The organism is Acidimicrobiia bacterium, assembly GCA_040289475.1.
Classification (GTDB): Bacteria; Actinomycetota; Acidimicrobiia; order ATN3; family PSLF01; genus PSLF01.
In genome coordinates this window covers 1-22897 of the sequence record PSLF01000021.1, presented here as the reverse complement: position 1 = coordinate 22897, position 22897 = coordinate 1, and the positions used below count along the sequence as shown (strand labels likewise).

Annotated in this window: 18 protein-coding genes, 1 tRNA gene and 1 pseudogene; 10 read left to right on the top strand and 10 right to left on the bottom strand. The window is 55.0% G+C overall.

The annotated features are described in order from the left end of the window. The coding region (locus tag C4318_08915; protein ID MER3455251.1) for a hypothetical protein at positions 1 to 1907 on the bottom strand (1907 nt) is incomplete at its 3' end. 669 nt (positions 1908 to 2576) lie between these two features. After that, the gene (locus C4318_08910) at positions 2577 to 3596 is read right to left on the bottom strand and encodes a cobalamin-binding protein (protein MER3455250.1); all 1020 of its coding nucleotides are present in this window, start codon (positions 3594 to 3596) and stop codon (positions 2577 to 2579) included. 111 nt (positions 3597 to 3707) lie between these two features. Here C4318_08910 and C4318_08905 point away from each other — a divergent pair, with 111 nt between their 5' ends. Both C4318_08905 and C4318_08900 read left to right on the top strand, forming a co-directional pair. Then, positions 3708 to 3989 carry a transcriptional regulator gene (locus tag C4318_08905; protein ID MER3455249.1) on the top strand — a complete coding sequence of 94 codons (282 nt, stop codon included), beginning with the start codon at positions 3708 to 3710 and terminating at the stop codon, positions 3987 to 3989. Between the two features lie 65 nt (positions 3990 to 4054). After that, positions 4055 to 5213 (top strand): annotated as a pseudogene (locus C4318_08900) (mercury(II) reductase). Here C4318_08900 and C4318_08895 read toward each other — a convergent pair. Next, entirely contained in the window at positions 5173 to 5406 is a 234-nt protein-coding gene (locus C4318_08895; protein MER3455248.1) for a hypothetical protein, read from the bottom strand. The pseudogene C4318_08900 and the gene C4318_08895 sit on opposite strands and share 41 nt — an antisense overlap. Before the next feature lie 317 nt (positions 5407 to 5723). Here C4318_08895 and C4318_08890 point away from each other — a divergent pair, with 317 nt between their 5' ends. Next, positions 5724 to 6239 (top strand): hypothetical protein, encoded by a 516-nt coding sequence (locus C4318_08890; protein ID MER3455247.1) that lies wholly within the window; start codon positions 5724 to 5726, stop codon positions 6237 to 6239. 285 nt (positions 6240 to 6524) lie between these two features. On the opposite strand, the gene C4318_08885 is transcribed toward C4318_08890, so the two are convergent. The 6 genes from C4318_08885 to C4318_08860 form a co-directional block, all read right to left on the bottom strand. After that, positions 6525 to 6600, bottom strand: a tRNA-Asn gene (locus C4318_08885). A gap of 194 nt (positions 6601 to 6794) precedes the next feature. Continuing rightward, positions 6795 to 8231: a hypothetical protein gene (locus C4318_08880; GenBank protein ID MER3455246.1), complete on the bottom strand. Its 1437-nt coding sequence runs from the start codon at positions 8229 to 8231 to the stop codon at positions 6795 to 6797. Positions 8232 to 8281: 50 nt separating this feature from the next. Next, the gene (locus C4318_08875) at positions 8282 to 10522 is read right to left on the bottom strand and encodes a DNA primase (protein MER3455245.1); all 2241 of its coding nucleotides are present in this window, start codon (positions 10520 to 10522) and stop codon (positions 8282 to 8284) included. Further along, the gene (locus tag C4318_08870; protein MER3455244.1) at positions 10467 to 11462 is read right to left on the bottom strand and encodes a deoxyguanosinetriphosphate triphosphohydrolase; all 996 of its coding nucleotides are present in this window, start codon (positions 11460 to 11462) and stop codon (positions 10467 to 10469) included. The genes C4318_08875 and C4318_08870 overlap by 56 nt, the downstream gene beginning before the upstream one ends. A 117-nt stretch (positions 11463 to 11579) precedes the next feature. Beyond that, entirely contained in the window at positions 11580 to 12125 is a 546-nt protein-coding gene (locus C4318_08865) for a hypothetical protein (protein ID MER3455243.1), read from the bottom strand. A 59-nt stretch (positions 12126 to 12184) separates the two neighbouring features. Then, complete coding sequence (locus tag C4318_08860; protein ID MER3455242.1) at positions 12185 to 13387, bottom strand: hypothetical protein; 1203 nt, start codon at positions 13385 to 13387, stop codon at positions 12185 to 12187. Positions 13388 to 13506: 119 nt separating this feature from the next. Here C4318_08860 and C4318_08855 point away from each other — a divergent pair, with 119 nt between their 5' ends. The 5 genes from C4318_08855 (at position 13507) to C4318_08835 (ending at position 19462) form a co-directional block, all read left to right on the top strand. Then, positions 13507 to 15102: a hypothetical protein gene (locus C4318_08855; GenBank protein ID MER3455241.1), complete on the top strand. Its 1596-nt coding sequence runs from the start codon at positions 13507 to 13509 to the stop codon at positions 15100 to 15102. An 8-nt stretch (positions 15103 to 15110) separates the two neighbouring features. After that, positions 15111 to 16283 carry a galactose-1-phosphate uridylyltransferase gene (gene galT / locus C4318_08850; GenBank protein ID MER3455240.1) on the top strand — a complete coding sequence of 391 codons (1173 nt, stop codon included), beginning with the start codon at positions 15111 to 15113 and terminating at the stop codon, positions 16281 to 16283. Beyond that, positions 16273 to 17685 (top strand): galactokinase, encoded by a 1413-nt coding sequence (galK, locus tag C4318_08845; GenBank protein MER3455239.1) that lies wholly within the window; start codon positions 16273 to 16275, stop codon positions 17683 to 17685. The genes galT and galK overlap by 11 nt, the downstream gene beginning before the upstream one ends. 169 nt (positions 17686 to 17854) lie before the next feature. Next, a complete protein-coding gene (locus C4318_08840; protein MER3455238.1) occupies positions 17855 to 18448 on the top strand; it encodes a hypothetical protein in 594 nt (197 codons plus the stop codon). Positions 18449 to 18538: 90 nt separating this feature from the next. After that, positions 18539 to 19462: a hypothetical protein gene (locus C4318_08835; GenBank protein MER3455237.1), complete on the top strand. Its 924-nt coding sequence runs from the start codon at positions 18539 to 18541 to the stop codon at positions 19460 to 19462. On the opposite strand, the gene C4318_08830 is transcribed toward C4318_08835, so the two are convergent. After that, positions 19459 to 19815 (bottom strand): hypothetical protein, encoded by a 357-nt coding sequence (locus C4318_08830; protein MER3455236.1) that lies wholly within the window; start codon positions 19813 to 19815, stop codon positions 19459 to 19461. The genes C4318_08835 and C4318_08830 overlap by 4 nt on opposite strands. 125 nt (positions 19816 to 19940) lie before the next feature. Here C4318_08830 and C4318_08825 point away from each other — a divergent pair, with 125 nt between their 5' ends. Both C4318_08825 and C4318_08820 read left to right on the top strand, forming a co-directional pair. Further along, on the top strand, positions 19941 to 21818 hold the full coding sequence (locus C4318_08825) for an oxidoreductase (protein ID MER3455235.1): 1878 nt from the start codon (positions 19941 to 19943) through the stop codon (positions 21816 to 21818). Positions 21819 to 21897: 79 nt separating this feature from the next. After that, positions 21898 to 22812, top strand: coding sequence for a hypothetical protein (locus C4318_08820; GenBank protein ID MER3455234.1), 915 nt, complete (start codon positions 21898 to 21900; stop codon positions 22810 to 22812). The last annotated feature ends 85 nt before the right edge of the window (positions 22813 to 22897 follow it).

Sequence of the window (22897 nt, the reverse complement as noted above, 5' to 3'; positions counted from 1 at the left end):
GAGAGGGTGACCTGTCCGTTAGAGATCTGGCCTACGGTTATAGAACCGGTGATGTTTCCAGATCCGGGCCAGTTCAGAGCGAGATTTCCCGAGCTCAGCTGCCAGGAGCTTACCCGTCCTGAAAAGTTGAGGTTGAGCCGGAGCGTGTTGGTGGACGGTGTGTAGGTAGCACTCCCGTAGGCGGTAACGTCGGCAAAGCTTCCCACTAGAACCCTTGCCGGATCGGCGGAGCTGTTGATTGAAGCAGAAACTGCCGACGCTGTGTTGCCAGCAAACCCGATTCTGAGGTTATTTAGCGACGCCGTGCCTGAGGCGATCGATCCAACAGCGAGTGAGCCGTTTACATCTATGCCGCCCCCTGCGGGTACCAAGCCAAGATCAAAAGCAACGTCTCTTACAGATATGGAGCCGACGTTTCCGGAAGCTCTAACGTTCAACCCGAGAGAGTGGACTGATAGGTCGTAGGAGACAGTACCGTTGACCGTAAAGTTGGCACCGTAACCGGGAAGCCGGACTGCGCCAGCGTAGTCTACCTGCACTCCAGCAGTGGACACAGTGGCTGTCAGATCTCCGTTCAGAACCACTTGGTTGTTAAGGTCAAGGAAGAGATTGCCTGAGAGCGTCACGCTCATCTGAGCGAGATCAAAGCTAAATGGCCCCGAGAATGTAGTTCTAACGGGTATACCCACAACACGCCCCGCTACATCGAGAGTGGCGTAGAGGTGGTCTAAATCCCTCACGTCTACGGTCAGGTCAGCCGACTCAATCTCGACCGGTCCGAGCGAGCCCCTAACCCTAGATCCTCTGATACCTGAGTTTGTCGTGGATCCGTTTCTTATCTTCTGACTCCCAGTAAGGGATGGAATCTCGAGAGTACCAACCGTTACCGGACCACCAGTCATCGTTAGATCGCCACAACCCGAGCAAGAAGCATCGCTCCACAGAACGCCTAGAGCGTCACTTAGAACCCCTAGTTGAGGCGGGTCGAGGTTCCCAGAAAACGATAGATAAGACGAAGTAGCCGAAGCCGTAAGTTCAACCGTGGCACCCACAGAACCGGCAGGGGTCGAGAGCGTGCCGACCGAACCACCTCCTCGCAGCGTTGCGGCCACTGCGTCCCAGGCAAGAAGAGCCCCGTCGCGTAGCGGTACCGATCCTGATAGCACAAACTTAACCCACCGCCCAGGGGAGACTGGCCCAACAGCTGATTCACCGCCTACTGGGGCAAAGACCAAAGCCATCGCGTTTGCGTTGAGTGAAGTACCACCAGGATTGGGAGAGCCAACCAACGCCAGCGGGTTACCGACAGAGCCTGTGTCAGCATAGGCGGTGTATATAGGAGACTCAGCAGCCAAGTTGGCTTCGACGTTTATAACTGTGGCATCGAAGCCCCACTCGGATGCTCTTGCGTTATCGAGAGTAGCTCCTGCCGAAAGGACGGCTGTGCCGCCGCTGAACGGCCCGGAACCCTGAATGGATACTAGATTCGCGTTCAAGCCCGACCAGCCCAAGTCGGTGGTTCCGCTGTACGAAAAGGTAAAGTCACGCTCGCCGGTGTTGTCGTTGACTGTGGCTTCTGCGGTTCCCGTAATTACCAATGGAGAGCGGCCCGCAGTAGAATCCCCGGCAATCTCGGCGGTTGCGCTCCCTGCATAATGAACGACGCCATCCCCGACAATAGTCGCAGAGTCAGGAAAGATAGTGATTTTGGTGGCTCCGCCCCCTCGTTCTAGCAGGGTCACTGGAGCGTAGACGATGGTTGGAGGACTTGTTCCATTACTATTGTCGAAGCACCCAGCGGCAAAGGCGAATGCGAGAGCAATTCCCGCCCAAAGAAGGAGAGTACGCATCCTTTTGCGTCTGGACGTAAGTTGAACTGCTTCTTTTCGGCTGCTTGAAAGCGTCATATCCCCGTTTTGCATGCCCCACCCCGGTCTACTCTCGCTAACCCCGGTTTACGTAGGTGCACCTCGCACCTCGCCCATTAGACCGGAAACCGCCCGCAGCCGCCCCCCAGGCTCCTGAAGCTGATATGACACAAATTGCTAAATGTACAGCGCTCATATGTGGAGCCTGGCAGAGGTGAAGACTTGGGCGTTCCCTGCCACTCCAATGGGATGGTGTTGGGTAATGCTAACGCCTATCTGCTCCGCTTACAAGTGCTTGCAAAAAATTTTTTATTTCTCCTAGTCAAAGCCATTGCAGTTAGCACCCCGCTAGCAGAACGCTATTTTCCACATCGGTAACTTAGCGTAGTAATGCCAGGTAAAACCCTATTTTCTAAAAAAGAGATAATTTTCGATTGCTACGCTGCGTGGCAAGCACCCGGGCACGCTTGAGGTGGAAGTTTCAGCGGTTGCCGCAAGGTTGACAGGAGAAAGGAGCCCCAAGAGCCTTTCTGCGTCGGCGTGTCAGATCTTTTTATCCATCCGATATGTCACCCGCCGCTACACCCCCTATAGCCAGACCCCCTAAGCCCCTAAGTAAGTGGGGAACCTGGCCATGTAGGCTCAGGAAATGAATAATTTGCTGGTAGAGATAAGAATAGGGAAGGAGCCACGGGAGAAAGGCTAACCCTAAGGTTTAGCTTGAGCCTTACCCCTCTTTTGGTTATCTTCTGCGCTCCCAGGTCTCTGGCCAGATATCTCAAATATCGCTGCCTCGTAGTAGGGATGTGCTGGCTCGGAGAGAAAAACCTCGGGATGAAGAGCCGTGGCTAGGATTTCCAACGAATCGACAATTCGAGGTCCGGGTCGGTTGAAGTACGCGTTCCCATCCATTACATACACTCGGCCATTTCGCACAGCAGACAGCTCGCCCCATCCGGGCCTTGAGGTCAGAGAATCGATCTCTGCAAGAGTACGAGGGATGTCGAATCCGCAAGGCACGAGGACGATCACCTCCGGATCAGCAGCCAACAAGGCCTCCCACTCGAGCAACGGCGAGTGCCTTCCCGCCTCTGCAAACAGGTTCTCTCCCCCCGCCATTTGGACGAGCTCAGGCATCCAGTTACCCCCCGCCATCAATGGGTTCAGCCACTCCAGAGTAGCCACTGTCGGACAGTGGTCCGCCCCCGCTGCTCGCTTCGCTATAGCAGCCATGCGCTCCTGGCAGCGGCCTACTAAAGCTTCAGCCTCTTTTGCAGCCCCAAGTGCCTCCCCTACCAACCTGAAGTCGGTCCAGATGTGCTCGAGCGAGCGCGGATCGAGAGGTACTATGTGGACATCATCCGAGAGCCATGCCTTGACAGCGTCTTTCACATCGGCCAAACTCGCTGCGCACACCTCGCACTGAGTTTGCGTGACGATCACTTCGGGGTTGAGATCTCTAAGCCTCTGCCCTAAGACTCGGTAGATCGAAAGACCCTCGGACAATATCGTCTTTACGTCTTTATCCATCTCCGAGCTGGTGCGCCTTTTCAAAAGTTTCGTCTCGGTGCACACTGGAACCCTGAGTGCCTCCCCGGGATAGTCACACTCGTGAGATCGGCCCACTAGACATTCACCCTTGCCCAGTGCGAAGACAATCTCTGTGGCGCTTGGCAAAAGCGATACCGTTCGCGGCCCTAAATTTTGCACGTGGATGTCCTCCCCCATTTCCAGTGATTGACATATACGTTTCAGTCCCCGCTATGTCTGATTGTTGCGCGCATCGTTTTATCAGGTTATCCCGTTGTATTGGCCAATGACAGACTCCGCACGTAAGCCTTGACTACTCCAAACCTGCAGATTCTTTTGATTCTGCTCGATGGAGATCGCACGGTCTCCGAGCTAGTCTCTATCCTCGGCGTTCCTCAAAGCCGTGTATCCAACCACCTCGCCTGCGTGAAATGGTGCGGGTTTGTCGTATCCCAGCGCAAGGGGCGCAAAGTCGTCTACCACATTTCGGACCAACGCCTCGGAGAACTCATCAGACTTGGCTCCGACCTTGCCAGAGAAAACGCAGATCACCTTGTATCGTGCCGACGAATCAGACCCGAATGGATTTAGACGAATACAGCGCTGGAGAAACATAAAATAAAGAGTCCTCCAGTGCTTTTCATTTCGAAGAGGCAATGGCTAAAAGCAATACCGACTATGACTTCGTTGTAATTGGAGCTGGAGCTTCTGGATTCGCTGCCGCTATTCGAGCTCGAGAGGCGGGAGCTAGGGTAGCAATGATCGAAGCAGCGAGGGCCGGCGGTACTTGTGTCAACATCGGATGCGTTCCGTCAAAAACATTGCTGCGCGCTTTAGAGGTCCAGTACGAATCCAAGCACCACCGTTTTGCAGGAATAAAAACCTTTGTAGACACACCAGATCTTTCAGCACTTATTAAACAGAAGAACGAGTTGGTCGAAGCGTTTCGACTGGAAAAGTACGAAAGGCTCGTGCATTTATATGGATGGGATCTGCTTTATGGAGTTGGACGCTTCATAGACAACGACACGGTAATGGTAAACGGGGAAAAAATAAGAGCACAGTTTTACTTGATAGCTACTGGCGCATCGCCATCTACCCCCCTATTAGGGGGCTCGCTGAATCCGGATACCTCACCTCGACTACTGCATTGGACACAAAAGAGCTTCCATCACGTTTGGTCGTGATAGGTGCTAATGCGATAGGACTTGAGTTGGGGCAGTACACCTCATCGCAAATTAGCAAGATTGAAAAGCATGGTACCCATCGCGGGGAGCTGTTGTAGTAGATGAGTATCTCTCTACATCCAACCCCAAGGTCTTTGCTTCAGGAGATGTGACTGGCGCCCCTCAGTTCGTATATGTCGCGGCATATCAAGGTTCCCTCGCGGCCGAGAACGCTCTACAAAGTACCAAGCGCGCCGTAGATCTAACTGCCCTCCCGCGGGTCACATTTACGACGCCACAGATCGCATCGGTTGGTATCACCGAAGAGGAGGCCCGGAAAACAGGGGGTACGATAAAGACGTCCATACTGCCGCTCTCTGCTGTACCACGTGCCCTCGTAAACCAGGACACAAAAGGTCTTATCAAGCTCGTTGCAGAAGAAAAAAGCGGCAGAATTCTAGGAGCATCTGTTTTATCCGACTCCGCTGGCGAGGTGATCTTCGCTGCAGGACTTGCGATCAAATACGGTCTTGCAATCTCGGATCTTGCAGACTCGTTTTGTCCATACTTGACTATGTCCGAAGGCCTCAAGCTTGCAGAACAAAGCTTCACTCGTGACGTGTCCAAGCTGTCGTGTTGCGCTTCATGAGTGCTACCTCACGGTACCTTCGACCATCAACCAATCCGTTTTTTCGGTGTGTCGCCATGGATCCTCCTCCTTCGGCTTCTAGAGCCAGTTCCAGCGCCCGCTCAGGCCCCTCTTGGACGAAGTAATCCTTGAACATGCGCTTGCCCCCAAATGTGTCCTCCGGCGCGCTCAAAGGTGTGGCACACGCCTGCATCTTCCATCTCCTCCAACCAGCTGGCAAAGGACTCTGAATAGATACCCTGTAAGCGGGTTGACTACAGTGTTGATAGCGTCTCATGATCTTTCCGCATCATCATCCTTCAATGAAAGGGGTGGCCATAGGCGAGCTAGTAGTCGAAAGCCAGACCCAAGAACAGGTACTCCAACCGCAGCTGCGCGGTCGATCCCCACACCTCCAGCGGGCCTGCCGCTTCGACATAGAAGATTTCCTCGCGCATTCGGGTAAGCCTTTCACTGAAAGCACCCTGGCCGATCGCTTCTTAGTGGCCTAAAGAACCGAAGGATAGAAACGTGTCTCAGATGGACCCGATGGATCCAAACTACCCGCCGCCCAATCTACCGCCGGCACCGCCGGGGCCTTACCAGAGCGCTGAGGGGGTTACTCGGGGAGAGCCGAATAAGCAAGCCACCAAGAGCGGTTTTCGCAAACGTGGTCTTATAGCCCTGGGCGGGCTCTTTACCTTGCTTATCGCGGTAGGCATAGTGGTGGTCATACTGGGCAAAAATACGTCATCGCCAGCACCCACAGCCAATAACGACTTGCAACTGTTGGAGTGGAAGTCAGAGTCGGAATCGAGGGACGGATTTAGTTTTAACTGGGTCACAGGGTCTATCCGCAACAACAGCACGCGTATGTACACCTACGTAGAGATAACTTTCATTGCGTATGACGCTTCGGGGGAAAAGCTTGGCAGCACGATCGCCATCGTAAAGAATTTGGCACCAGAAGATGTCCAGGAGTTCAGGGCGCCCGTATGGCAAGACAACGTTTCCGAGCTTAGGGTCAAGGAAATCTGGGGCAGGTGATGCGCCCCGCTCAGTAGCCACGACGGGGCCGTATCTGCACGTCAGGCCAGGCCGGAGAATTTCTCCTCTCGATTCTTAGTGGCCTAAAGAACCGGGGAGCGGAAGGTGTCCCAGAACTATCCGAGCTATCCGCCACCCTATCCACCGGGGTTCAGTGCACCGGGGGCCTATCCACCGCCGGCACCCCCTCCACCCTACCAGAGCACTGGGAGAGTTACGTGGGGAGGGTCCTGCGCTCTTGAAGACCGAGCCGGCCGGCTTCAGTCGATCTTGCCGATGAGCTTGTCGCTCCGGGGGCGGGACTCGAACCCGCGACCAAGCGCTTAACAGGCGCCTGCTCTGCCGACTGAGCTACCCCGGATCGAAGTGCCCTCCCAAAGGCACAATGCATCTTTTTTGCGATCGCCGCCTTGCTGCCGCAACCTATGCACATCTCACATCGCTCGTATCCGTCATGCGCAGGCAGCGTACCTGCCCCTTTGGTGATACCCGGCAGTTACTCAGCGAACCACCAGCCTACAAAGGGGCCACAAAGCCCGGTCTAACACTATTCCCTTACTGCAAGTACTCTCGAAGATGCTTCGCCCTTGAGGGATGGCGCAACTTTGCGAGGCAACGGGCTTCGATCTGCCTCACCCGCTCCCGCGTCACGCTTATTGTCCGTCCAACCTCTTCTAAAGTTCTAGGCCTTTCCCCGTCAAGCCCAAAGCGCATCTTAAGAACCTGGCGCTCTCTGGGAGTCAAATCCTGCATTGCCCAAAGCATCTCTTCCCTCAGGAGACTTTTAGTAATCAATTCCTGAGGCAACTCGTTCATGTCACCACAAAGAATTTCGGACAGAGAGGCCCCTTCGTCTTCGCCGACAGGCGCGTCGAGACTCAACGGCGAGTACATGAGACTCAAAAGTTCCTGGATGCGATCTTTCGATATCCCGGCTTCTTTTGCTACCTCCTCGAGATTGGGCTCCTCGCCCAATCGCTGTCTCAACTCATCGTAAGTCCGCCTCACCCGGGCGGCTTCGTCGGTAACGTGAGCTGGAATGCGAACAGTTCTGGACTGGTCAGAGAGGGCCCTCCTTATAGCCTGCTTTATCCACCACGTCGCATAGGTAGAGAATCGGTATCCCAAACGGTAGTCGAAGCGCTCCACAGCCCGGATCAAGCCAATGTTTCCTTCCTGGACTAGATCGAGCAAAGGAAGGCCGCTTTTTACGTACCGCTTGGCAACGGATACGACGAGACGCAAGTTCGCCTCAATCATCAGCCGTTTAGCCCTAAGACCGTCTTCTATCACACGCATCAAATCGTTCTCTAGCTGTGGCTCGGGCTCACCCATAACCGAGAGACGCTTCTCGGCGATTCTGCCCGCTTCTATACGCCGCGCCAGCGCCTTCTCCTGATCAGCGGTGAGCAAGGGGACTCTGGAAATCTCACGAAGATACCGGGCTATAAGCTGATCGCTGTCACCTTTACCTCGGGTGTGGGTTGTGGGAATCCGTCCTCGGAGCGCACTGCTGGACGATGAGTAAGCTGATTTTCCTGTAGAACGCCGCCGGACAGAAGACTTCGAGCGCGATGCCGAGAAAGTCTGAGCGGAGGTCTTCCCGGGTCCGTTGCCCGATGCCGATGGCTGGCTCACAGACTCGTCATCAGACACCGCAAAACTTGGAGAATCGGCGACATCCCGCGACGCGTTCGCCTTTCGCCTTGCTTCACTGTCTTGGCTCGCACGTGAGGTCCTGCGGCCCCACGTTCTTTCCCCGCTTTCTCCACTCCTAGAACCCATGTCCCCCGCCCGATCAAAACTGCCCTGCCCATGGATGACGCGCTGCCCGACCCAGATGGGGCACGCAGGCTTCCAGCGCTTCCCCAGAGCGCACACAGCAAAACCCGTTCTGGCGGTGTTCGCCCAATTCGCTGGCGGCTCCCCTCCTTCGGCGGTTGGTTCAGCTGCACATCGCCTGACAGATTCGGCATCCGCTACTTTGCCCAACCTCGAACTAGAAAGCGATTCTAATCGCCCTCGCTATCTTTTGCTTGGAGCTAGCAATCGGGCGAGGTCACGCCCTTGAGTTCCCTCCAGATTCGGCGGTATGCCTCTAGGTCCCCCGCAGCTTTGGCCCGCCTAGCCTCCTTTTCAAGGGCTCTACGGCGGGCATCCGCCAGCACACTGGACTCCCAGCGCCTTTTATCGTCCTCTCCGAATTCGAAGCTGCCGGATGCAGCCCTCATTAACGCATCTCTCGCGTGGGCATCGCTCTCGAGCTTCCGTACTGCCGTGGCTAGGTCTCCCTTGGCGCGTATTAATGCCTCGATTGCTCGCTGCGCTGCATCAGACTTCATGACATCGGAAAGATCGAAACCTAAGAGATGGGAGACCGCATCGGGAGATCCATATATGCAGAGGCGTATCTTGTCGAGGTCGACGGCGGGAACGCTCGACGGAAACGAGCGCGAAGAATCTGGGTAACGATCGGATCGTGGAAGATAACCTCGTGCAGATCTAGGGAATTGCTCACCGAAACCGGAAGCGCTCACCTCTCCAGGACCCCCGGGCGCCTCAAACCTCGATGACTCTCTGCTTGATTCCGAAGCGGCGAGAGAAGCATCCAAATGGGATGATTTCTGGCCGGCTCCTATAGAGGAAACCGAAGTGTGAGACACCTGCTCTTGAGGATTGGGAGTCCGTGCCATCCCAAGGTTCGAGGTTGAAGAAGCTGCTCTGGGTCCTCGCTCAAAACCGGTATACCTCGCGCTCCGAGCCGGCGTCGCTTGGGTTTGGGAATTACCACCGGGTGCACGAGGTTTGCGACTCCTGGAATGTAGCTCCGACCAGATCTGGCGCACCTCTTTGGGTGTAAGGCCACACAACTCGGCTATTTGCTGTAAGTACTGCTGCTGGACTATCGAGTCTGGGTGTCTTAGGACTTGGGCCACAGCAGCTCGCGCCGCAGCCACCCGTGACTCCACCGAATCTAGGCGAGCCCCCGAGATCGCTCTTTCTATCAAGAAACCGAGCGCAGGAACAGCTGTCTCCAAAGCCTCGTGTAAAGCCTCGGGGTTGCTTTCAGCTACATCTGCGGGATCCTGACCTCGAGGTAGAAGGGCAATCCGCACATCGAGGAACTCGGCCGCACCTGCAATCAAGACCCGGTCGAAAGCCCGACCCCCGGCTAGTTCCCCAGCCGTGTCCGAGTCAAACGCAAGTACAACCACGAGTGCGCCCTTGGGAGGGGTGGCAAAATCCCTCCCCGACGTCACAGTGAGACCATGACGCCTCAAGATCTCGACGTGGTCAACGCCAAAGGCCGTCCCGCAGGTTGCAACAGCATTGGTCACGCCGATTTTGTGAAGGCCTATGACGTCTGTGTATCCCTCAACAACTACTACACTCCCCTTTTCAGAAATCCCCCGTTTAGCAAGATGGAACCCATAGAGAGTGTGGGACTTCTCGAAAAGCGGGGTGTTGGGGGAGTTCCGATACTTAGGGCCTGCCTCTGGCGGCGCATCGGGAAGTGTGCGACCGCCGAAGCCAATTGGTTTCCCAGTCGCATCGAATATGGGGAATATCACACGAGCCCTGAAGAAGTCACGCAGCCTTCCTGACTCGGTTCTTGTTGCGAGGCCCGCATCGAGAATTGTTCGCTCGGCAAAACCTTTCTCTTTGAGGTGTCTGCTCAGTCGGTCCCATCCGTCGGGTGAAAACCCCAGTCTAAAACGGGCAATCAACTCCGAGCCTATCCCCCGCTTTTCAAGGTAAGTCCGTGCCTTGACAGCTTCGGCCGCCTCGACCAAGTACCTATGGTAAAAATCGCACGCCTCAGAGACTGCTTCTTGCAGCCGCCTCCGATTTCCCCCCTGAGCCTGGCGGGATGACCGCGACCCCACCAACACGATTCCGGCTCTCGCTGCAAGGTACTCGACGGCTTCAACAAAAGACAGGCCCTTAGTTTTCTGTACAAAGCGGATAACATCGCCGCCTTCTCCACACCCGAAGCAGTAGTAAAGACCTGTAGAGGAATCGACCTTGAAACTCGGCGTTTTTTCTTGATGAAAAGGGCAGAGTGCCCAGACCAACCGTCCTCGCCGACTTACCGACACCACTTCAGACACGACGTCTACTATGTCGTTGGCCGATCGGACGGTGGCTACCTCGTTGTCGCTGTACGACACCGGACCCTCTACTCGACTCGGCCAAAAGATGCAGAGAAGGCAAAAATCTTTTTGCTCATACAAACCCCTTTGGGACGAACAGCCTCTTGTACAGCTCGATTGCGTACCTATCGGTCATGCCTGAGACGTAATCGGCCACTTGGATCTCGACTGGGTCGCTCATTACCCGATGTTGTCCGGTAATCTCATCGGGGTGCTTTGTGAAGTACTCAAGCAAGCTCTCTACAACATGTTGGGCTTGGCGCTGACTAGCCAGCACTTCATCGGAGAGGTATACCCGTTCGAACATGAACTCTCGCAGCTCATCCATAGCACGAGCGACCTCCTCGGACAGTCTTACCTCACCCGCCTCGGCGCTAGTCGATATCAAGTCGTTAACGAACGTCGCTATCCGTTCTGAGTAGCCGATGCCAAGACGCTTTCTGCTAAAAGAAGGCAGCTCGTACAAGTCGATAATTCCGGCTCTCAACGCGTCGTCTACGTCGTGGCACAAGTAGGCTATCCTGTCGCAATACCTCACCACCCCACCCTCCGGTGTCGAAGGCTCGGGCCTAGACCATGAGTGGTGCGCAATCCCGTCACGAACCTCCCAGGTGAGGTTAAGGCCTTCGCCGTCCTTTTCGAGGACGTCCACCACTCGCAGACTTTGCTCTGAGTGCACAAAGGGGCGACCTAGATACTCGGTCAGGACGCGTTCTCCTAAATGCCCGAAGGGGGTGTGCCCCAAGTCGTGACCGAGTGCGCAAGCCTCCACGAGATCTTCATTCAGAGCCAAGGCCCTAGCGACAGTCCTTGCAACCTGGGCCACCTCAAGAGTATGCGTCAGCCTGGTCCTGTAGTGGTCACCGAAGGGAGCTATGAACACCTGGGTCTTGTGCTTAAGGCGTCGGAAGGCTTTCGAGTGGACAATGCGGTCTCTGTCGCGTTGGAACGAGGTCCTGTAAAGATCGCCATCCTCGGGTCGAGCCCTTCCCTTCGACTCTGCAGCCTTGGTTGCGTGTGCTGAAAGAAGCTTGAACTCTCGGGCTTCTTGCTCTTCTCTTCGCAACAGTGAGAAGCCACGCATAATCGACCGCCTCGACGCTATTGTTCCCACCTATGCTTTCTCGAACCGCCGAAACTAAACCAAGAGTAGGCGACGGCGTCTCGGCTACAGCGTATCAGCACGCTACGACAGAGACTTCCGCATCACAAACTGATCTTCAACGCGCAAGTGCCGGCGACCAGAAGCGTCTTTGAACTCGAAACGTGATGTACGAGACCCGACGATCCTGTATCCATGCCGCTCATAAAGACGAATGGCACCCCCATTGTCCTGTGCGACAAACAGAGTCGCCACTCGCCTCCCCCTAAGACGCGCCTCTTCTTCAACCGCACGAAGGAGATGACTGCCGATCCCTCTGTTCTGGAAGCTGTCGTGAACCCTAAAAGAGACGACATGAACAGTCAATCCCGACCTGTCATGCTCGGGAAACAGCTCTCCCCAAACGGTCCCGACAGGCACTCCATCCACATCTGCAACAAGCCAAAGAAGTCGTCCGGCCCTGTATGCCTCAAAGGCTCGTCTGTTCGCCTCTTGTAGCTCCCACAGCTCCATAGAGGACTCCAGCCGAGCAATGTCATCATAGGTCGCCCAGCGAATGACGAAGCTCTCTCCTCTTTGGCTTGCTGGATCGCTCACCGAATTCCCGATCTTGCCAGGCCCTGTACCCATCTATGTATCAACCCATCCATGTCCGCGCCCATAGAAAGATCTGGGATACCAAACAATTCTTAGACAGGCCTCAGGTCGGCGCGGCGACGCCCAAGACCCCTCGCCAAAGAAGCCATAACTACCAGCCCTGCTGCCACAACCACCTCGGACGCTGCAAACAATGCTCTGACGATTAGGAGATCGTATCTCTGGTTGGGATCGAAGTAAGCAAGAGACATTATGAATTGAGGGAAAACTGCAGCAATCACCGAAGCAATAACAAGCCTACACATACCGGACCCGAGCCCGCGAGAGCATTGCTTGACCCCGTAAGCTGCGCCAAAGGCAAGCGGCAGGACCAACACCCCAGAGGCAATAAGTGGATACGGCTTAGATCCAGATTCTGCAGCCAAGCCAAGTGCCACAAAGTATCCTTCGATCCCAGACACACTCGTACTGGACAGTCCGAAAAAACTTGCCACGACTCCTGCCATCAAAAACCGCTCTTCCCAAAAGAAAAACTTGCCATACCACCTCTTTTGCAAGAGGAACGCAAGTGACAGAACGTAAGCAAGCTGTGCAAAAGAAGCAATAATCTGAGCCCCGGGACCCAGAAATACAATTAGAACCATTACTAGGGATGCCCCAAAAGCAACATAGACAGGTTTCTGATCGTCGTAGGGCTCCAACTCAAGAGCCCCTACAAACAGCACTAGGGCGGCATGGTATGCCCAACCCAAAGCGAAAAACGCCACCCCTACTACTCCCAAGACTTCCAGGCCGTCGCGAGCAGGAGTAAGCGAGATGAGTAAGGTTCCAAAAAACGCTTCCAGACAGGCCACCAAGTTGGTCCAGTGAGCTGCCGAAGGCTCGGCAACTCGAGTTTGAATCGACCGCCCAGTGACAAAAGACAAGTAGCCTGTCGCTGCGGTAAGCGTAAGCACAGGATAGGAATACCCTGGGATCTGGCGGTAAATTGCAAAGGCCGAAGCGGCAGCAGACGCAGTCCCTATCTGCCAGAGAGGAAGCACGAAGGAAGCGGATTTCAGCGGAGCCGGCTTAGATGAAGGCAGGGAGGACGAGAGAGTATAGACAGTGGAGACCCAGAGATTTCCGAAAAATCCCAATATGATTGCGCTCAGTGCAGACTTCCCGGCTTGCGTACCCCATGGAACTTTCATGACCTCGGATGCAGCTCTCGCTAAAAAAAGCACTCCTCCCACCAGCGCCCATAGAAGAGCTGCGCGAACGAAAGCCCTATTCATCTGGCGAAGTGTTGGCATGCTCAGTCCTCGAAGCCGAATTCATGCCCCTCGTGTGAGGCACCGACCATCGTGTAGGTTGGAATCATCGAGCTTTTGCTCGCCGTGATTGTATCTATAGCTGGCTTGGCCGCTAAAACGTGACTCCTGCTAGAAAACCACAGAAAACACCAAGATTTAGCGTAAACGGAGAGCTCCCCCAAGAGGAGCTCGCCGATCTAGTCGCGTCGTGTCCGCTTCCGGACGACTTTGAGTTCGGCGTGGCCACGGCCGGATTCCAAAACGAAGGAGGATTTAACGGAGCAGACGAGCCAAAGAACAATTGGGCCGACTGGGAGGCGTCGGGAAGAGTACAAACCTCTGGGCTAGCAGTTCGCTTCTGGGATCACCCTGAAGAACATATCTCAAGGGCCGCAAGCATCGGGCTGAACGCGTTTCGCCTCTCAATCGAGTGGGCGCGCATTTTCCCTTGCACGAAACCAGCCCTCTCGAAACCTCCTGATCCAGACAAGGAAGCGCTGCGACGCTACGTTTCCTTGCTCAAGAGCCTCCGAGTGAAGGCAATGGAGCCCTTTGTTACGATCACTCACTTCACTCACCCACGCTGGCTCGGTGTCGATGGATGGTCTAGGGATTCGACGATCCAGAGGTACTTAGAGTTCGTCTCCTATGCAATAGAGGGCATCAACTCAGAGCTAGTTGGCACAGGAGAAAGCCCGATCTCACGGATTCTCACCTTCAATGAGCCCAACGCGCCTGGTCCCGCCGGCTACTTCATAGGCATGTTTCCGCCAGGACGTAGGGGACGACTGCGGGAGGCATACGACGTCACTGATCGGATGATGGCAGCCCACATAAAAGCGTACAACCTGATACACGACGTCTACGAGTCGAAAGGTTGGAAAACGCCCCAGGTCTCTACAAACATCTTCTTTAGCTGGACTTGGGGACTAGGCCAGTGCCTCATCGATCTTTTACTGGCCCGAGAGTCGGGTGTTGCCTTGGAGCCGTCGGACCTGGCTGCATATGTCCGAGACTGTTCTGCCCGTTTCTACAGGGCTTGGCAAGCCGATCCTAACAGGCCCACGGGAGCAAGGGTTCTTTTGGAGCAGATTCTCTCAGCCGTTACCGCAAGACTCGTCCCAGAACGATTTTCCCGAACAATGCGGGCACTGTATGAAGCGAAGAGAGAAAGCTGCTTGGACTTCATCGCCCTTGATTACTACGATCCGTATCTTTCTAACGGACTAGCAAGACCAGGACGCTCTACTGCCATGAAGCAGCATTGGTCGCCGGTTGCCAACTTTTGGGAACAGAAATTCAACCCCACAGGACTTCCGATAGCCTGTGCTGCATGCGCGCAAAACGCGCCTTCAAAACCCGTTATCGTGGCCGAGAACGGGATGGCAACCGCCGTAGACGAAGGAATGGCATATCCCCGTCCCGACAGGATCACCAGGGACTTGTTCATAAGAAGGTACCTTGCGCAAATCTATGTCACAAGAGCATCCGGCATAGACTTGCGAGGTTATTATCACTGGACCCTCATAGACAACTACGAATGGGGTTCTTACACTCCCCGTTTCGGTATCTACGGAGTCGACCGCACTGGAACTACACCGAAGATCTTAGAGACCGACGCATTGGGTATTGACGCTGCAGGCGCATTCCGTGACGCAATTGTTGCCATAAAAACTGCCGATCCCAGAGACATCGCAGCGGAACTCCTACGCTGAGCAAGATATTGATTGCGATCGAGATGGTAGTGACTTCGGACAATATCGACGAAGCAAGATCTACAGGTGCATCAATCAACGAGAGAAGCGGTGCATCCGAGCTTGAACTGCCCGACCCGCGAGCTGACTCGGTCGGAGCGACAGCTCCGGAGTTCCGCATGGATCCCTTTTCTGGAGAGTGGGTGATTATCGCGGGTGGCAGACAGAGCCGGCCTGCCCTTCCCCAAGAGTGTCCTTTCTGTGTGGGAGGATTAGAGGCAAAGGATCCATACATAGTTAAAGCGTTTACCAACCGCTGGCCTGTAATGCGTTCTCCAAACGCACTGGGACTTGGCCCCGAAGAAACTGCGAAGGCGATCGAGGCACTCGAAGCAAGAAGGTCTACTTACAACGGCCACCTTTTCGATACAGTACCTGCCATCGGAGAGGCAGAAGTGGTTCTGTACTCTCCCGACCACGATGCCTCTCTGGGTAACCTATCCGATGCGCAGCTTTCTTCTCTTTTCGCTCTGTGGAAGGAGCGAACCCTGGCACTTTCCTCCCTAGATCACGTTAGATATGTACTTATCTTCGAGAATCGCGGTCCCGAAGTAGGCGTCACCATAGAGCACCCGCATGGCCAGATCTACGCTTTTCCTCTCGTGCCGCCCAGGATCCGGCGGGAGATCGAACGAGCATCCGACCTAGCTGACCGGAATAGGATCCGGTGTATCACTTGTGAAGTCGCAAAACTCGAAGGTGGGGGACCGCGTCTCGTCTTTGAAGATGACTTCACGCTGGCCTATGTTCCTTATGCCAGCGCATGGCCGTACGCCCTGTACCTTTTGCCCAAGCGACATCTCGGCTCTATAGACCAGCTAGAAAACGATGAGGCTGCCTCCCTAATGAAAGCCCTGAGGAAAGCGTATGCAGCTGCAGATTTGATCTTCGATACACCGCTGCCCACGATGATGGCGTTCTTACAGCGGCCCGTTCCGAAAAAGCAAGAGGAATCGCCGGTCGCGAGCTGGCACCTAAGAGTGGAGATCGTCTCGCCTATGCGCAAGCGTGGGCTCCTGCGATACGTGGCGGGGGCAGAGGTTTCCACTGCATTGTTACAAAATCCAGTACAGCCTGAGGCGGCCGCTAGTCACTGGAGAGAAGCTTTCCAACGAGTACCTTCCTCTCGCCATGCAATCTAGAAGTGACGAGACAATAGCGCCTGCATCGAGCTTCAGCCCGCCAAGCCAAGCGGGTTACACAGGCTACAGAGCTTCCCGCGGACGCGGCTCTGTTGGCGACTCGCCCCAACTACCGGCCGAGATTCGCAACTACTTGGACGGCGCTCTTTCTCGACTAATTGCTGTCGTCTCCCCAGACCGCACACGCGTAGATCGATCAGGAGTCCGATTTTTTAGGGCCCCCGGCCGGGTCAATCTCATTGGCGACCACACTGACTACAACGGCGGATTAGTGCTTCCAATGGCCATAGATCTTGCCGTTTTCTTGGCCTGTTTACCGAGCAGAAATGTCTTCCTGATTTCTAGGAGAGAGCCGGACCTAGTTGCACTCGCCCCAGACGGATCCCAAGCAGTGTCCAACTATTCGCTTCCTGAGTGGGGCAGATATGTCCAGGGAGTGCTCGTGGAGCTTACTGAGAGAGGACGTCCACCGAAGGGATTCTACGGGGCCATCGCCTCACAGATTCCCCCCGGACGGGGACTTTCATCTTCGGCGGCTCTTGAGGTCGCTGTGGCCACTGCGGCTCTTGCGCTCGCGGAGCTGTCACTCTCCCCATGGGAACTCGCGGAAGCATGCCGCAGCGCGGAGCAGCGATATGCAGGCGTTGCGTGTGGAATCATGGACCAAGCCATTTCGATTATGGGAAAGGCGGGTCACGCGCTTCTTATCGACACCGCGCGCAAAAGTGCAGAACAGATACCAATGCCCGAGCTCTTCGATATCGTCGCAATTGACTCGGGAGTGCGCCGCAGCCTGGCTGAGGCGGCGTACAACGCCAGACGGCAAGAGTGCGCGTCAGCGCTGCAGATGCTAAATAAGGACGGGCGCATAGGCAAAATCGACACCCTCTCAGACATAACAGAAGAGCACCTGAACGAAGCTACCAAGCCCCTCCCTGCAATCCTTGCAAAAAGAGTGCGACATGTCGTAACAGAGAATGTCCGGGTCAGGAAAGTTTCCGAGATCCTCCGGGAACTGTACAGCTTATATAGAGAATCCCCAGATCCAAAGAGCGCTCGCGTTTTGCAGAGTCGAGTGGATAGCTGCCTGGCAAAGCTCCGGGAACTGCTCGAAGACTCCCACACAAGCCTGGTCACACAGTACGACGCTGGGCACCCTACAACGAATTTCTTAGTAGAACAGGCAGCACATGAGCCTGGTTATATCGGGGCCCGCCAGACGGGTGCTGGCTGGGGTGGATCAGTCGTCATCTTTGCCAAAAAAGGAACAGGGGCTGATTTGGCACGCTCGCTTATCCAACAGATTACTCGGAACCCGCAAACAAGGAACATTGCCGGGCCTGATGCCACAGCCCCCTCATTCCATGTCTGCAAGTCCTCTCAAGGAGCCTCTGAGCTGTAATCGACTAGGATCGAGGTTATGCCAGGTCGAATCTATTGGCATTAGAACCTATGACCAGAAATGCCACGAGCTCAAATAAGCACATGACCGAGCTTGAAGCAATCGATGATAGTAGCTCGAATGGCAGTAGCTCAAAGAACCAGAAGGACCGAGGAAGAAGTATCTAGTTGTGGACGACACAGCGCTAGGCGAACTCGACGATGGCCAACTGATGAAACTTATTGCCGAGGAGCCCCATAACTCCGAAGCGGCACGCGAGCTGTACTCAAGGTACGGCACCGCCGTGTACTCTTGGATCCGCAAAATGACCGGCGATCCCGTAAAGAGCGAGGACCTGACCCAAGAGGTGTTTTTGCGAGCATGGCACCGAGCTTCTACTTACGAAAAAGACAAGGGAACCTTAGGAGCATGGCTTTATGGAATATCCCGCAACTGCGTCGCAGACGCGATGCGCAAAGAACGGGAAGTTGTGGGGGTCCCCGAGCAAGAACTATCAAAGTACGCCACCAGCTTGGACCTGGAGGCCGTATGGATCGGTGGACAGGTCGCAGCGGCGCTGAAAACTTTGTCGAACGAGCACAGACAGGTCTTGGAGATGGCTTACTTTGAGCACATGACTCAAAAGGAGATCGCTGAGAAGCTTAGGATTCCAGTTGGAACCGTAAAGTCGCGTACTTTCAAGGCACTTCGCAAAATGAAGATAGCTCTGGAGAATCGGGGATTTGAGTTTCCTCCAAAGGCTTCTTCACTGTCGAGAGAATGAGATGGATCGCAGCAAAGTGGATAGGAAACCCAAAGCCGGAGGATCCCAGGTGGTTCAAGAGGCAATTGTGACAACTTTTCGAGGCTGGGCGTGAACAACACCGAGCACACAGACCATCAAGAAACGGAAGAATCCCTGGGGGCTTACGTCGTTGGAGGCCTCGACGGAGCGGAAACCACGCTCGTCAGGAAACACCTCGAGCAGTGTGAGCAGTGTCGACGGGCGGTTGATGAGCTCGAAGGATTACATGAACTTTTAGAAGCAGCCACCCTTGCCCAAGAACCGCCACCAGAGCTTGAAGAACGGGTAGTCTCAGCGATTTTGAGAAGTGCGTCAGCTGGGGTTGAGGCGGCTCCTATAGTCGCCGACGCTGAAGGCTTGCACTTGCGAAGTCCCGCCTCTCGTAGGCGTCTTCTAACCACTCTGTCGACGCTAGGAGCCGCCGCCATTGTCATAGTTCTAATAGCAATTGCCGTAAACAACCAAATAAGCAAGGATCGTCCCTCTGCAGGTCAGGCGGGCGCGTCTCCCTCGATCGGAGCTATCTCTCCGACACCAGCATTCAGACTCGTAGCTGCAGGATCCCAACTTTCGTCTACTCCGGAGAATTCACCATCGGAAAGACCGCCTGACTCCTCGGTGGTCCCGTCGCTTCCACCAGCAACACCGACGGTGAGAGACATCGGAAATTCGAACTCTAGGGGGTCATATGGTGCGCTTATTCCAGGAGGCGAAATCATCCCAAGAAGGATAGGTGCAACTTGGCAGTGTGACATCACAGTGTGGGGATTGGATCCAGGCCAACTTTATGAAGTCTGGTTCAAACAAAGAACGGGGGTGTATTCGGGAGGAAGCTTTCGCGTGGACTCGCCAGGGATAAACACAGTTACCGTCTCTACAGGCGTGGGCTTGGACAAGGTTGAAGAGATCATGATCTCCGTCGAACCGGACGACGGGAACCCCGCCCCAAGCGGAAAAGTGGTATTGCGTGCTGAAATAGTCGGTGTCCGCTAACTCTTTCTGCCCCGACGCACTTTTATCACGTCTCCGAGCGCAATACCCAACAGCAACCAGATGGGATAGCTTGCAAATATAGCTGCTGCAAAGAAGTGGTTTTTCGTGCTCATCGTTGACGTGTCGAATCTGAAAATTCTAGAGTTGATCATCCAGTCTCGCCCGGACTTAGCACCGGTAATCCGCCAAAACGGCCGAGCCCAGCCAGCTTCGAAGTACATGCTCAAAGAAACTCCGTAGAAAGCTGCAAGGGTGCCTCCACCTATCGCAGCCCTAGTCTTTCCATCGTCCGTCAGAAGAGCTGTTGCGACCCCTATCCCTACCAGCCCTGGGGCATCAATTGCAAAACTCATCGCCGTAACTCCATAGTCAAATGCTGACCCGGTGGCAATCTAGATCCACACGATTACAATCGCCTCGGTAGGCGTTGGCGATACCAGTTGATATCTGCCAATTGAAAGAGGAATTCTACCTGTATATGGAAAGAAGACACACTTTGGGAATCGGTACTGCTCCGACTCCGGCACAGCTAGCCGAGATTTCAGCCGTTCTTCTCCCCCCTGAAGACGGGGGACCAGATCCCATCCGCCTCGCCTATCTCTTGGTTTCCTACCTAAGTCAGACTCCGCCTCTAGTACAAACAGCGACCAAACTGGCCATCGCGTCCTTGGGCATTTTTTCCCGCATTTTGTACAGAAAGCCACTAGGGGACTTATCCTCTGAACAGCGTTCCCAGCTGTTCCAACGCCTGGACAGACACCCAGCTACAGCACAGGCGCTACAGGGCATCAAAGCACTCATCCTTCTCAGCAATGGCGCGGACACTTACAAAGACGAGATACTCCACGCTGCAAAAAATTCCAAGTTGTCGAGGCCTGATCCCGAGCTCAACATAGACCGTTCTACCGAAGTTCCATCAAGATTGGCCGCCGACGCCGTCATTGTTGGTTCGGGAGCAGGTGGGGCGGTGGCAGCACTCAGGCTTGCCCAAAAAGGGATGAACGTCCTAGTCATAGAAGAGGGGCGCCGTTTCTCGGTAGAAGAGTTTCGCACCCAACATCCGCTAAAACGGTTCGCTGCTCTTTATAGGGCGGCTGGAACCACAGTCGCTTTAGGAAGCCCTCCAATAGCTCTTCCACTTGGCCGTGGCGTTGGAGGGACGACGCTAGTTAACTCGGGTACATGCTACCGGACTCCCGAGAGAGTGCTGGAGCGCTGGTTGAAAGAGGAACGGCTCGAAATTGCGGATCCGTCCAAGATAAAGAGCCACTTCGAGGACGTAGAACAGATGCTCCAGGTGGGCCCAGTACCAGATAGCATCATGGGAGCTAACGGTAAAGTGGCCATTGAAGGCGCCCGCAGGCTTGGTCTTTCCGCCGGACCCCTTCTGCGGAATGCACCGGGATGTCAGGGCACGTGCCAATGTGCGATCGGCTGTCCTACCAACTCCAAAGCCGGTGTCCATTTGTCAGTCCTTCCCTCTGCATGCTTATTAGGCGCGAGAATCGTTTCAGAGGCCCGAGTCGAACGCATTCTCGTAAAAGATGACCGAGCAGTAGGCATCGTCGCCCGCCGTCCTGACGGATCCGAGATAAGAATCGAGGCGCCCATCGTGGTAGCCGCAGCGGGCTCGATAGAAACTCCTGCTCTACTGAGGCGTTCCGGACTGGGAAAGCACCCGAAAATAGGAAAAAATCTGACCTTACACCCTGCATTTGCCGTGATCGGGGTCTTCGACAACGAAGTTTATCCTTGGCGTGGAGTACTTCAGAGCGCCGCGATTGACGCCTACCATGAACGCGGCATCTTGATGGAAGCCACCAGCGCTCCCCCCGGAATGACATCTGCAATTCTTCCGGGTTGGGGAGGTGAGCTCGTGGGCCAGATAGAGATGATGAAAAACACGGGGATGCTGGGAGCAATGATCGCAGACCGTCCATCGGGTACGGTTTTGGGAAAGTCAAATCCCATAATTACTTACAGACTTCACAAAGACGACGCGTCCCGAATCTTCTCTGCGATTGTCGAGTGTGCCCGCATCCTAGCTGCGGCTGGAGCACGACAGTTCATCCTTCCCATTGCTGGAACCGAGCCACAAGACAACATCGATGCTGTAAGAGAAAGTGTGCAGCGCGCCGACATAAGAAGGCTACACCTGGCTGCTTTTCATCCTGTCGGAACTGTAGCCGCAGGAGGAATCGAGCAGCGCCATCCAGTAGACGAAAAAGGCAAGCTCCGGGGAGTACATGGAGTATGGGTATGTGATGGATCTTCCCTTCCTGGATGCCCCACCGTGAACCCGCAGGTGACCATAATGGCACTGTCATCTGCCATTGCATCCGCAATCGAAGCATGATAGTGGGAAATTCCGCCGTAAGTGGCGATGATCAAATGCGGACCAGAGCGCACAGTTGGATACCGTCGAGGGCCGTTGAATGACTGAGCCCAAGATACGCTTCATAAGCGACGTCCGAGTCGAAGAAGGTATTTTGGTACATGCATTCGAGGGATGGACCGACAGTGGTTTGTCCGCCAGCATGGCGCTGGCATATCTAAAGACGAAGGCGTCAGCAGAGCGGTTCGCCGAGTTCCTTCCGGACGGCCTATTTGACTATCGATCAAGAAGGCCTGTTTATTCGGTTTCCAATGGCATCAGTCAGGGCTTGGCTTGGCCCGAGGTTACCCTTTCCGCCGGATACATAGCCAGCGAGCACTCGGTCGTAACACTCGGCGGCCCGGAGCCAGACATCAACTGGCAATTGTTCTCTCAACTTGTAGCAGAGGCCGCAACGAAGCTCGGTATTGCGCTGGCTATTGGACTTGGAGCGATTCCCGCTCCAGTGCCCCACACTAAGACACCTCCAATAATCTCCACATCGCCCGACCCAGCTCTTGTAGCCCGGGTCGGCGCTCTGCAGGGAAAGGCGGAAGTGCCCGCAGGAATACAGCTCGCAATCGAGGCGGCGCTCGCCGAACACGGTATTCCTTCTATGTGCATTTGGGCTCGCGTTCCCCACTATCTTTCCCAGATGGCGTGGCCTCGAGCCTCGCTTTCACTCCTCGAAACCGTGCAGCGAGTCACAGGGTTCCGGCTAGATCTCGGTGAGTTGGCCCGTTCCGCGGCCGAGACTGGAGAGAAAATAGACGAGGCTGTCCGACACAATCCCGAAGCCAGAGAGTATGTTGCACAACTCGAGCGAATATTCACCGACCAAGAAGTCGAAGCTCAGAGCCCGAGTGTCCTGAGTGACTTCGGCTCGGTCACGGGAGACCAGATAGCATCCGAAATTGAACAGTTTCTAGCTAGCCAAGACCAAAACAGCGGCGACCAAGGCGCCGAGCCCGACTAAGCCGAGCACTCTCGGCTTTTCTCCTTCAGAACACCTCCTCTCCCTAGCCCCTCGTTGCGTCTTGGACATGCCCTCCAGCTACAGG